Raw genomic sequence first — 11531 nt, 5'->3', positions numbered from 1 at the left:
GACGACGCCGCGGTGCGGGCCGCCCTGCGGGCGCGGGGCGTCAGCGTGGCGGGGGGCATGGGCCCGACCGCCGGAGCGATCTGGCGCCTCGGCCTGATGGGCGAGGGAGCGCGGCCCGACCTGTATCACCGCTTCCTGACCGAGCTGGGGGCCGTCCTGGGCGTGTGGGGGCCAGCCGAGCGCTTCGCGGAGGCGCTGGGCGTGGGCGCGTAGCGGGCGACTAGCCCATCCGCCCGGTCCGGATCACGTCCGCGATCACCGGGGGCAACTTCCAGGCCAGCACGTCGAAGGCGGAGGAGGCGTAGTCGTAGCCCACCTTGTGCAGGGTGACGCGCGGCGTGCGGCCCACGCAGTCCACGATGGCGACGTCGGCCCCCGGCTCCGAGTTCAGGCTCAGGCCCACCGAGCCGGGGTCCACGAAGGTCGTGTCGCCCACCACCCGCACGAAGGGGACGTGCGTGCCGCCCACCACCACGACCCGCGCTCCCAGCGTCTCGGCAAGGTCCTCGAGTTCGCGCTCGGGGGCCATCAGGTCGAGCCGGTCCTCGGGGTCGTGGGGGCTGCCGTGGAAGTGGCGCACCCGGCCCACCGGGGTCATCATCCGGCCGCCGGGGGGCAGGCGGCGCAGAAAGTCGAGCTGCTCCGGCGAGAGCACCCCGCGCGTCCAGGTCAGCACCTGCTCGGCCACCCCGTGCCGCTCCGAGCGCCCGCCGAGGTCCAGGGCCACCCGCAGGTCGCTGGAGCCCAGCCCGGCCGTCCAGCCCTCGCGCCGCACGAAATCGATCACCGGCCCCGGCGAGGCCCCGTACCCCACGAGGTCGCCCACCACCACCACCCCGTGGACCGCCGCGTCCGCCAGAAACCGCTGAACGGCGGTCAGCGCGTGGATATTGCCGTGCAGGTCACTGAGAAAAGCCAGTCGCAAAGTGCCCCATGCTACGGCACCAGGCCTGCCCCTGGGCCCGCAGTCCCCCCGGTCGGGTGGGGACCGCCCGAGTCCGTATCATGGCGCAGTGCTCACCCGGCTCCCGCCCCCGCTGACCGCCGCCCTGCTCGGGGCGCTCCTCGCCGCCTGCGGGCTGCCGCTGGAGTGGAGCTTTCTCGCCTACGTTCCCCTCGCCGTCTTGCTAATGTACGCGGCCCAGGCCCCCACCTCGCGGGCACTGGTGGGCCGGATCTTCTGGGCGGGCGCGGCCTACAGCGCGGTGCACCTGTGGTGGCTGACCGCCTTTTTGGGCAACCTGTTCGGGTTCGCGCCGATGGGCGTCCTCGCCCTCGCCCTCTTCGCGCTGGAGGGGGCCTTTCTCGCGGCGATGGCGGCCCTCGCCGCCCGGCTGGTGCGCTCGCCCGAAGCGCGGGTCTGGGCGCTGGCGGGCGGCTGGGTGGGCCTGGAATGGCTGCGTTTTCTGGGACCGCTCGCGTTTCCCTGGCCGACGCTGGGCTACACGCTGCTGCCCACGCCCGCCATTCAGATCGCGGACCTCGGCGGGGTGCTGCTGGGCAGCGTGGTCGTCGCCGCGACTGCCGCCGCGCTGGTCAGCTTCTGGTGGGGGAGACGGGCGCCGCTGGTCCTGATGTCGGCGGTGTGGATCGCGGCCCTCGCCTACGGGGTCACCCGCGTGCCGGGGCAGGGACCGGTGCAGCCCCTGCTGGTGCTGCGCACCGACGTGGACCTGTTCGACCGCTCACTGCCGCAGGACGCGCTGTATCAGGCCTCCGCCCGCCTGACCACCCAGAGCCGCCGCCCCGCTGAGGTCGTCGCCTGGAGCGAGAGCGCGGTGCGCGACCCCAGCCTGCTGCCCACCGTCCCGCCGGACGGCCTGTACGGGGTCAGCACCTACAGGGTGCCGCGGCGCAACACGGTGGTCGCCTGGACGGGTTCGGAGGTCGCGGCCCGGACCGACAAGGCCCGCCCGGTCCCCTTCGGCGAGTATTTCCCGCTCTACGACACCTGGCCGGGCCTCTACCGGCTGATCGAGGCGGGCACCGGCCTCGTCCTCGGCCCCAACCTGCCGCCCGCCGAGCGGGTGACGCCCCTGCCGCTGGGAGGCGTGCTGTACGGCGCCTACGTCTGCTACGACTCGGTCTTTCCCTGGGTGGGCCGCCAGCTCGCCCGTCAGGGGGCCGAACTGCTGGTCAATGTCAGCAACGACGGCTGGTACGACGGCTGGGGCGTACAGCAGCACTTCATGATGGGCCGGGTCCGCGCCATCGAGACGCGGCGCTGGGTGGTCCGCAGCGTGAACCGGGGCATCGCGGGCTCGGTGGACGACCTGGGCCGCCCCCGGCAGACGCTCTCGCGGGGGGAGGGCGCCGTGCATGTCCAGCCCCGCCGTCTGGACGGGCAGACGCTGTATACCCGCCTCGGCGACCTGCCCGCGCTGCTGCTCGCGGCGCTGCTGGTGGGGTACGGGGTGCGGCTGGACCGCGCCTACCGGAACCCCTCCACCACGTCGTCGAGGTCGTCTTCCGGCAGCTCCACATAACGCCGGGTGGTGTCCACCTGCTCGTGGCCTAAAAAGCCCGCCACCCGCGTGAAATCCCGCGTGACGGCGTAGAGCTGGGTGCCCGCATACTTCCGCCCGGCGTGAAAGCCGCGGAACTCATGCTCCCGGCCACACTTCAGGGCGAGTTTCTGGAGACGGGTGTAGGCCGTCGAATAGGCCCGCCAGGGCAGGACGGGGCCACCTGGCACAGAGGGCCGCACCGCCTCCAGCGCCTCCCGCAGCCGGGCACTCAGCGGCACCCGCCGCGCCTTGTCCCCCTTGCCGTGGGCCACGAGCAGGCGGCGGCGCTGCAGGTCCACATGCGCCCAGTCCACGCCCAGCGCCTCCGCGATGCGCAGGCCCGCGTGGGTCAGCAGCAGCAGCAGCACCCGCTCGTGTGGGTCGGCCTCGGCCAGCAGCGCCTGCACGAAGTCCGGGCGGTAGGGCGGATTCTTCACGATGCCCTTGGTCCGGTCCCTGGGCCGCTTCACGTCGGCGAAGGGGTCGGCGTCGGTCGCCCCGGCCCAGCGCAGCGCCCGGTACAGCGCCGAGGCCGCCGCCACCCGTGCCTGCACCGTCGCGGGTTTCAGGCCCGACTGCACCAGCCCCGCCACGTACAGCCCCGGCTCGCGCCGACCGGGGTGCAACAGGTTCCAGCCGTGGTCCGCCGCGTGCAGGGTCAGCACCTCCACGCCCTTGCGGTAGGCCCGCAGCGTGTGCGGGCTGAGGCGCACGCCGCCGCTGGTGTCGGTGGTGAGGTAGGCCAGCGTCAGCGCCCACAACTCCCCGAACGCCTTGTCCCGCGCCGCCGTCACCGCCCGGACCCGCAGCGCCTCGTCGGTCAGGCTGCCCAGGCCGCGGGCCTGCGAGAGACGGTCGCCAACGTAGGGAAGCAGGTCGTCAGACATGGTGGCCGATGATAACATGCCTTATCAACGAAGAACCTGGGAAGGAAAACCCCCGCTGGATGCGGGGGCCCCGGGCCTATTGACGTGCCCAGTCAGGTGTCCAGTTCCGTCTTCCCGATCGGCGTCAGGAACTGAATCGCGCCGGGCAGAATCCGCGCCGTGAACGGCGTCGTTTCCACGTGCAGCTCGCCGTCGTACTGCAGCGGGAACGGCTCGTCGGCGTCCACCGTGACCGACTTGGCTTCCAGGGTCTCGAGGTTCCCGGAAAATACCGGGTCCGAGAGGTTCATCTTGACCAGCACCGAGTCGATCAGGTTGGGAAGGAGCCGCAGGATGTTCCCGGCCTTCATCAGCACGACCGTGAACTTGCCGTCCGAGGGGCTGATGTCGCTGGTGATGGGCAGGCGGTAGTTGGCCATCCCGAAGTTGGCGACCATCACGCCGATGCCCTCGAAGGTGCGCGGCTCGCCGTCGATGACGAGGTGGAAGGTGGTTTTCTTGGGGTTGAGCTGCTTCATCGCGCTCATGACGTAGGCCATCGCGCCGAATTTCTCCTTGAGGTCCTCCGAGTCGCGGATCATCGCGGCGTCAGCCCCGGCCCCGGCGAGCATCGCAAACCCGCTCGTCTCCTCCCCCACCTGAATCTCCCCGAGGTCCACCCGCACGGTGTGCCCGTCGGCGACGATGGCGGCGAGCTGCACTGGGTCGCGCGGGAGCCCCAGGTTCTGCGCGATCAGGTTGGCGGTCCCGGCCGGATAGGCCAGCATGGGCACGTCCTTGTAGCGGGCGGCGTAGGCGAGGCTGCTGACCGTGCCGTCGCCTCCCGCGCCGACCAGCAGGTCGAAGTCGGCGAGGTCCTCGACGTACCCGGCCATCCTGGTGTCCGGCTCCAGCTGGCGCTCGGTCACCTCGGCGCCCCCGGCCCGCAGTCCGGCGAGAAACTGCGGCAGGGTGCTCTCGCCCTGACCGCTGCGGGGATTGAAGACGACCAGCACCCGTTTGTCGACCAGACGGGTCAGGCCCGTCACGGCGTCGGGTCCGGAATCAGGACCAGCATCGGGGGTGGGGGCTGGGGGGGGAGTTTGACCGGTCATTCGGGGGTTATTAGACTGCTGATTCGGAGGCTTTCTCTATGGTGCGTGTCTTCTTTGCTTCTTTACTGTTCGCCGGAGCCCTGGCGGCGTGCGCTCCGCGTGAGCAGGCCGTGGTCGGCGTCACCGTGACGCCGGTCCTCGTCAAGCTCTCGGAACCCGCCGCCCGGGGCGGCACCCTGACCATCCAGGGCCGTTATCTCGGGGGGCCGCACACCGGGCGCATTCGCCTGGGCGCCAGCGAGACGGGCGAGGGCGGCTACCTCTTCCCCGCCGCCAGCGTCCGCTCGTGGACCGACAGCGAGATCGTGCTGACCGTTCCGGCGGACGCCCCGACGGGCGGCTCGTGGCTCTTTGTGGAGGTGGCCGGGAAGCGTTCGACCGGGCTGCCGTACAGCGTGCGGCCGTAAACCACCGTGCACAAGGCCCCGGCTCCGGCTGGGGCTTTTTTGCGGACCGCAGAAAGCTGACGGCTCCCTGCTATCCTCCCAGGGTTATGCCGCTGCAACGCCCCAAGGGCACCCAGGACCACCTGCCGGACGGCAGTCCGAAACTCTCGCGGGATATTCAGGCGTCGGCCTTCGCCCATGTGCAGGACGTGGCCCGGCGCGTGCTGGAGCGCTCGGGCGCCTCGTTCATCGCCACGCCGCTGTTCGAGGAAGCCGAACTCGTGAAGCGCGGCGTGGGTGGCTCGACCGACATCGTCCGCAAGGAGATGTTCACGGTCTACTACTTCGGGGACCACGGCGGCTACGTGCTGCGCCCGGAGGGGACCGCCAGCATCGTGCGGGCCTACCTGCAAAATGGCCTCAAGCAGCTGCCCGCGCCCCTCAAGCTGTGGACGCATGGCCCGATGTTCCGCGCCGAGAACGTGCAAAAGCTGCGGCTGCGCCAGTTCCATCAGGTCGACTACGAGGTGCTGGGCAGCACCGACCCGCTGGTGGACGCCGAGGCGATCTGGCTGATGTGGGAGGTCGTGCGCGAGCTGGGCCTCACGGGCGTGCGGGTCAAACTCGGTTCCATCGGGGACCCGGAGGACCGCGAGCGGTACAACGCCTATCTGCGGGGCCTCTTCGGAGCACACGCCGACCGCCTCTCCGACGACTCGAAGGACCGTCTGGAGCGCAACCCGATGCGGATTCTGGATTCCAAGAGCGCGGGGGATCAGGCGCTCCTTGCCGAACTGGGCGTGAAGCCGATGCTCGACTTTCTGGGCGAGGACGCCCGGGCGCACTTCGGGGCGGTTCAGGCGTACCTGCGCGAGTGGGGCGTGCCCTTTGACCTCGACCCCTCCATCGTGCGGGGGCTGGACTACTACCGCCGCACGGCCTGGGAACTGCACCACGAGGGGATCGGGGCCAAATCCGCCCTGGGCGGGGGGGGGCGCTACGACGGCCTCGCCGAGCAACTGGGCGGAGCGGCGGTGCCGGGCATCGGCTGGGCCTTCGGCATCGAGCGCGTGCTGGGGGCGCTGGAGGCCGAGGGCGTGGCCTTTGCGCAGGTGGACGGGCCGCTGCTGTATCTCGCGGCGATGGACGAGGCGAACGTGGGCCTCGCGGCGCGGCTGGCGCTGGCGGGCCGCTCGCATGGGCGCGTCGAGTTTGCCTACCGCGCGATGAAACCGGGAAGTGTCTTTCGCGAGGCCGACCGCCGCCGCGCCCGCCACGCCGCCGTGATCGGCAGCGACGAGGCCGCGCGGGGCGTGCTGAACATCAAGAATCTGGGCACGGGCGAGACGCGGGAAGTGCCCGTGGCTGACCTGAACGCCTTTCTGGACGACCTTTCGCAGCAAGCACGCGGGACACGGGAGCAAGCATGAAACGCACGGGCTATATCGGCGAACTCAGCGGAACACATCTGGGGCAGACAGTGACCCTGCAGGGCTGGGCGGGCCGCCGCCGGGATCTGGGCGGGCTGATCTTTATCGAGCTGCGCGACCGCTCCGGGGTCATGCAGGTGGAGGTCGAGCCGGACTCGCCCGCCTTCGCGGACGCCGACACGGTGCGCGGTGAGGACGTGCTGGAGGTGACGGGGAAGTTCCGCGAGCGTCCCGAGGGGCAGCGCAAGGGGGGCCTGGCCGACTACGAGGTCGTGGCCTCCGGCGTGACGGTGCTGAGCCGCGCCAAGACGCCCCCCTTCGAACTTGGCCGGGGCGGCGAGGTGGCCGAGGACATCCGGCTGAAGTACCGCTACCTCGACCTGCGGCGGCCCGAGATGACCCGCAACCTGCTGCTGCGTTCAAAGGCGGTGGCAGCGGTGACGGCCTTTCTCGACCGCGCGGGCTTCGTGAACGTGGAAACGCCGATGCTGACGAAGTCCACGCCGGAGGGCGCCCGCGACTTTCTGGTCCCCTCGCGCCTGAACCGGGGCGAGTTCTACGCGCTGCCGCAGTCGCCGCAGCTGTTCAAGCAACTGCTGATGATCGCGGGGGTGGACCGCTACTACCAGCTCGCCCGCTGCTTCCGCGACGAGGACCTGCGCTCGGACCGCCAGCCCGATTTCACCCAGCTCGACATGGAGATGAGCTTCGTCACGCAGGAGGACGTGCTGGAGGGGCAGGAGGGGTTGCTGGCCCATGTCTTCCGCGAGGTGCTGGGGGTGGAGTTGCCTCTCCCCTTTCCCCGGCTCTCGTACCGCGAGGCGATGGACCGCTACGGCTCGGACAAGCCGGACCTGCGCTTCGGCCTCGGCTTCGTGGACGTGACAGACCTGTTCGCGGGCGGGGGCTTCCAGGCGTTCGCGTCGGCAGGAGCGGTGAAGGTGCTCGCCGCGCCGGAGCTGACCCGCAAGCAGATCGACGAGCTCGAACGGGTCGCCAGGCAGAATGGGGCCAGGGGGCTGGCGTGGCTGCGGCGCGAAGGCGGGGGGTTCACCGGGGGCATCTCCAAGTTCGTGTCGCCGGAGGTCGCGGCGGCGTTGCTGGAGCGCACGGGCGTGGCGGCGGGCGGGACCCTGCTGTTCGCGGCGGGCGAGTGGAAGGGGGCGGTCACCGCGCTGGGGGCGGTACGCCTCGCGCTGCGCGACCTCTTTGACCTCGCGGCGGGCGGGCCGCGGTTCCACGTTTCCTGGGTGGTGGACTTCCCGCAGCTCGAATGGGATGAGGATGCCGGGCGCTGGACCTACATGCACCACCCCTTCACGGCCCCGCACCCGGAGGACGTGGCCTTATTTGGCACCGAGCGGCAGGGTGAGATTCGTGCCCAGGCGTATGACCTCGTGCTCAACGGCTTCGAGGTGGGCGGCGGGTCCATCCGTATCCACGACCCGGCGGTGCAGGGGCAGATGTTCGCGGCGATCGGCTTCACGCCCGAGCAGGCCCGCGAGCAGTTCGGCTTCTTTCTGGACGCGCTCTCGTACGGCACGCCCCCGCACGGCGGCATCGCCTGGGGCTTTGACCGCCTGGTGATGGTGATGGCCGGAGCGTCCAGTATCCGCGAGGTGATCGCCTTCCCCAAGAACAACCGTGGCGCGGACCTGATGGCGCAGGCTCCGGCCCCGGCCTCCCCTGCCCAGCTCGCGGAGGTGGGGGTGCAGGTGGCGCCTGGGGAGGAATGAGGAAAAGAGGGGGGCTGCGGCTGCCCTTCTTGTTCGTAAATTAGTGAAAGGATTCACGATCAATCCGGATCGTGAAAAGGTTATTTCATGGCTTGGATTCAAGATGGGCCGCGTCCGCCAATCGCGCGAGCTGCCAGCCGTTCCCGTGGCGCTCCAGTTGGGTCAGGGCGGTATTGGCGTGGGTGTAGCGTGGGTCCTGCCACACGGCGCGGATGTCCTGCCCCAGCAGCCGGGCGAGGGCGGCCGTCAGCGCCCCACCGTGCGAGACGACGATGGGCAGCTGTCCACGGGCCAGGGGCTGCCTCAACGCTGCGAGGAAGCGGTCGGCCACCTCCTCCAGCGTCTCTCCCCCCGCGAAGCCGAAGGCCCCACCGGGCAGGTCGATTTCATGGACGTGGCTGATCAGATGGGCGTACGGGCGGCCGTGCCACTGCGGACCGACCTCGATCTCCTGAATGCCGGGCAGCACGGTCACGGGAACGGCCAGGGCGTCCGCGATGGCCGCCGCCGTCTGCCCGGCCCGGCGAAAGGGGCTGGCGTAGACGGCCGGAGTGGGGAGGTCCAGACGCGCGAAATGGGCGGCCACCGCCCGCGCCTGCGCCTCTCCCACCGGGTCGAGGGGATCGTCGTGGCTGGCTCCCAGGGTCTGGGCCACGTTGCTGGCGGTCTGGCCGTGTCGGACGAGGAAGAGGCGGTTGGCGGGCATGGGGCGGAGTCTAGCGGGGCGGGAGGACCAGCCCCAGCCCGTCCCCCTCGGCGGCGAGGACCTCAAAGCGGGCGAAGAGTTCCTCGGAGTACCAGCCTTCCTGCCGGGTGCGGGCGATGGCCTCGCGGTGCCCGGCCCCGGCGTAGGCGTAGGCTTTCACGCTCGCGGCACCTTCCCACACGCTGAAGGTGGCCTGCGAGAGCAGGGGCACGTCGCCCATTCCCAGGGTCAGGAGGAGGCCGGGGTGGGTGTGCAGCCCCTGCTGCGAGGCGGGAACGGCGGACCAGAAAGCGCGGAGGCGGGCCGGGCGGATGGCCGCGCGGGTGAGGACGGCGAGGGGACCGGTGGAGGGTTCGGCGGCGGGTGATCCGAAGGGCTCCCGGCCTCCCCAGTGGCCCTTCGAGCGCAGCGGGCGCAGCAGGAGGGTGCCGCTCCCCGCCAGGTGCGCCCGTTCGCGCCCACGCCACGGGGAAGTCTCGAACTCCCGGAAGGCCGCCTCGTCTTTCCAGACCGCGAGCCGTGCCCAGCGCCGGAAGTCGGCCCCCAGGGTCAGGTCGTCGCCCCGGCCCGTGCCCAGCAGCCGGAAGAAGGTCAGGCCGGGGACCCGGCGCAGGTGCAGGGGGTCGGTGCCCATCTTCTGCCAGCCGCGCCACGCCCCGGCGGGGGGGGAGCGGTTGACCGTCAGGGTGACGAGGGGGGAAGGCACGGGGGAGAGTGTAGGGCGAGCGTCACCCCTGTCGCGGTGAGGGAACGTACCTCTCCCCTATCCTGGGGCGTGCATCTCGACGACCTGCCCGTGCTGCCCGCCTCGCCCGGCGTGTACATCTTCCGCAAGGGGGGCATGCCCATCTATATCGGCAAGGCGGTGAATCTGCGCTCGCGGGTGGGGCAGCACTTCAAGGCCGGGGGCAAGAGCGGCAAGTTCACGGCGCTCGCGGACTCGCTGGAATTCATCACGGCGCGGAACGAGGTCGAGGCGCTGGTGCTGGAGGCCAACCTCATCAAGCAGCACCGCCCGCACTACAACGTGCTGCTCAAGGACGACAAGCACTACCCCTTCCTGAAGCTGACGAACGAGCAGTTTCCCATGCTGGTCGTGACCCGGCGGGTCGTGAAGGACGGGGCGAGCTACTACGGGCCGTACCCGGACGCCTCGGCGGTGCGGCGGGTCAAGCACCTGATCGACACGATGTTCCCGCTGCGCAAGAACTCGGGACTGCCCCTCCAGAAAAAGCCCCGGCCCTGCCTGAACTACCATATGGGCCGCTGCCTGGGGCCCTGCGTGGACGCGGCCGACCCCGGCGAGTACCGGCGGGTGGTGGAGGACGTGCAATCACTGCTGGAGGGCCGCGCGGCCCCGGTGCTGGCCCGGCTGCGCGAGGACATGAAGGTGGCGGCGCGGGCGCAGGATTTCGAGCAGGCGGCGCGGGTGCGTGACCGGGTAAGCGCGGTGGAGAAGCTGTTCGGGACCGAGCAGCACGCCTTCGTGTCGGAGGAGACCGACCTCGACTTTCTGGGGGTCGCGCAGGCGGGCGAGTACGCGATGGTGCAGCTGTTCCGGATGCGCGGCGGGCGGGTGGTGGGGCGCGACAAGCGCTTCCTGACCGACGCGGAGGGGGGCGGGGACCTGGGCGAGATTCTGGGGGCCTTCGTGCAGGACTACTACGCGCAGGCCACGCACGTACCGCCGCTGATCCTGCTGCCCGCCGAGTACGAGGACGCGCCGGTCTGGAGTGCGCTGCTCAGCGAGCGGGCCGGGCGCCGGGTGGAGATGCGCACACCCAAGCGCGGGGACAAGGTGGACCTCGTGGAGATGGCGCAGCGCAACGCGCAGACCGGGCTGGAGTCCGAGCTGCTGCTGCTGGAGCGCCGGGGCGACCATCCGGGGCTGGACGCGCTGCGGGAGGTGCTCGCGCTGCCCGAGCGGCCCTGGCGCATCGAGGGCTACGACAACTCCAACCTGTTCGGGACCAATATCGTCTCCGGGATGGTGGTGTTCGAGGGCGGGCGCTCCCGGCGCGGGGAGCACCGGCGCTTCAAGGTGCGGGGGCTGGAGCGGCCCGACGACTACGCGGCGATGAACCAGACGATCACCCGGCGCTTCACGGGGTCGCTCTCGGACAAGCTGCCGCTGCCGGACCTGATCCTGATCGACGGGGGGCGCGGGCAGGTGAACGCGGCGCTCGACGCGCTGCGGGCCGCCGGCGTGCGGGTGCCGGTGGTGGGCCTCGCCAAGCGCGAGGAGCGGTTGGTCCTGCCGGGGCGCTACGGGGCCCAGTGGTGGCTGGAGTCGGGAACCGAGATCGGGGTGGACCGGGAATTGCTGCTGCCGCAGACGCACCCGGCGCTGCGGGTGCTGATCGGCGTGCGCGACGAGGTGCACCACTACGCTGTGACCTACCACCGCAAGCTGCGGGGCGAGGGAATGCTGCGCTCGGTGTTCGACGACCTGCCGGGCATCGGGCAGAAGCGGCGGGACGCGCTGCTGGAGCATTTCACCAGCCTGGAGGACCTGGCCTCCGCCCCAGTCGAGCAGATCGCCCGGGTGCCGGGCATGTCGCTGCGGGCGGCGCAGAGCGTGAAGGATTTCCTGCAGGCGCGGGCGGCGAACGGGACTCCGGCGTAGCGAAGTCCAAAGCGAACGCCCCCTTCTTCAGCGAAGGGGGCGGTTCCAGTTCTGACGGCGGGTCATGCGGGACGCAGGCGGGGGCGCAGGCTCAGGCGGGCGAGGAAGGCGGGGCGGGGGGCCTGTGCGGCGCGGGCCTCCCGGACGGCGCGGTCGCGC

10 protein-coding genes and 1 pseudogene are annotated in these 11531 nt (G+C 71.0%); 6 read left to right on the top strand and 5 right to left on the bottom strand.

Annotated features, from left to right (window positions below):
* Window positions 1–213 (top strand): annotated as a pseudogene (locus QOL99_RS06845) (aminotransferase class V); the annotation flags it as partial.
* 7 nt (window positions 214–220) lie between these two features.
* Here the strand turns inward: QOL99_RS06845 and QOL99_RS06840 are convergent.
* The gene (locus QOL99_RS06840; protein WP_285522497.1) at window positions 221–925 is read right to left on the bottom strand and encodes a metallophosphoesterase family protein; all 705 of its coding nucleotides are present in this window, start codon (window positions 923–925) and stop codon (window positions 221–223) included.
* Window positions 926–1013: 88 nt separating this feature from the next.
* On the opposite strand from QOL99_RS06840, the gene lnt reads away from it, so the two are divergent.
* On the top strand, window positions 1014–2486 hold the full coding sequence (gene lnt / locus QOL99_RS06835) for an apolipoprotein N-acyltransferase (RefSeq protein ID WP_285522496.1): 1473 nt from the start codon (window positions 1014–1016) through the stop codon (window positions 2484–2486).
* Here the strand turns inward: lnt and QOL99_RS06830 are convergent.
* Entirely contained in the window at window positions 2432–3394 is a 963-nt protein-coding gene (locus tag QOL99_RS06830) for a tyrosine-type recombinase/integrase (protein ID WP_285522495.1), read from the bottom strand. The two genes, lnt and QOL99_RS06830, sit on opposite strands and share 55 nt — an antisense overlap.
* 92 nt (window positions 3395–3486) lie before the next feature.
* A complete protein-coding gene (locus tag QOL99_RS06825; RefSeq protein WP_407650147.1) occupies window positions 3487–4422 on the bottom strand; it encodes a diacylglycerol/lipid kinase family protein in 936 nt (311 codons plus the stop codon).
* 104 nt (window positions 4423–4526) lie between these two features.
* On the opposite strand from QOL99_RS06825, the gene QOL99_RS06820 reads away from it, so the two are divergent.
* From QOL99_RS06820 to aspS, 3 genes are all read left to right on the top strand, one after another.
* Window positions 4527–4895, top strand: a complete 369-nt coding sequence (locus tag QOL99_RS06820) for an IPT/TIG domain-containing protein (RefSeq protein WP_285522493.1) — start codon at window positions 4527–4529, stop codon at window positions 4893–4895.
* A gap of 86 nt (window positions 4896–4981) precedes the next feature.
* Complete coding sequence (hisS, locus tag QOL99_RS06815) at window positions 4982–6304, top strand: histidine--tRNA ligase (RefSeq protein ID WP_285522492.1); 1323 nt, start codon at window positions 4982–4984, stop codon at window positions 6302–6304.
* Window positions 6301–8040, top strand: a complete 1740-nt coding sequence (gene aspS, locus QOL99_RS06810; RefSeq protein WP_285522491.1) for an aspartate--tRNA ligase — start codon at window positions 6301–6303, stop codon at window positions 8038–8040. The genes hisS and aspS overlap by 4 nt, the downstream gene beginning before the upstream one ends.
* Window positions 8041–8125: 85 nt before the next feature.
* Here aspS and QOL99_RS06805 read toward each other — a convergent pair whose 3' ends face one another.
* Entirely contained in the window at window positions 8126–8746 is a 621-nt protein-coding gene (locus tag QOL99_RS06805) for a histidine phosphatase family protein (RefSeq protein ID WP_285522490.1), read from the bottom strand.
* Between the two features lie 10 nt (window positions 8747–8756).
* A complete protein-coding gene (locus QOL99_RS06800) occupies window positions 8757–9452 on the bottom strand; it encodes a spheroidene monooxygenase (RefSeq protein WP_285522489.1) in 696 nt (231 codons plus the stop codon).
* Window positions 9453–9521: 69 nt separating this feature from the next.
* Here QOL99_RS06800 and uvrC point away from each other — a divergent pair, with 69 nt between their 5' ends.
* A complete protein-coding gene (gene uvrC / locus QOL99_RS06795; RefSeq protein WP_285522488.1) occupies window positions 9522–11372 on the top strand; it encodes an excinuclease ABC subunit UvrC in 1851 nt (616 codons plus the stop codon).
* Window positions 11373–11531 lie beyond the last annotated feature (159 nt).

Origin of the sequence: Deinococcus rhizophilus (genome assembly GCF_030271215.1) — a bacterium.
Lineage (GTDB): Bacteria > Deinococcota > Deinococci > Deinococcales > Deinococcaceae > Deinococcus > Deinococcus rhizophilus.
This window is presented reverse-complemented; position numbering and strand designations above follow the sequence as displayed.

What these genes read in the sequence shown, in the direction of transcription:
- aspS (WP_285522491.1), top strand. Translation starts at nt 6,301, where the DNA reads ATGAAACGCACGGGCTATATCGGCGAACTCAGCGGAACACATCTGGGG.
- hisS (WP_285522492.1), top strand. Translation starts at nt 4,982, where the DNA reads ATGCCGCTGCAACGCCCCAAGGGCACCCAGGACCACCTGCCGGACGGC.
- QOL99_RS06805 (WP_285522490.1), bottom strand. Translation starts at nt 8,746, where the DNA reads ATGCCCGCCAACCGCCTCTTCCTCGTCCGACACGGCCAGACCGCCAGC.
- QOL99_RS06820 (WP_285522493.1), top strand. Translation starts at nt 4,527, where the DNA reads ATGGTGCGTGTCTTCTTTGCTTCTTTACTGTTCGCCGGAGCCCTGGCG.
- QOL99_RS06830 (WP_285522495.1), bottom strand. Translation starts at nt 3,394, where the DNA reads ATGTCTGACGACCTGCTTCCCTACGTTGGCGACCGTCTCTCGCAGGCC.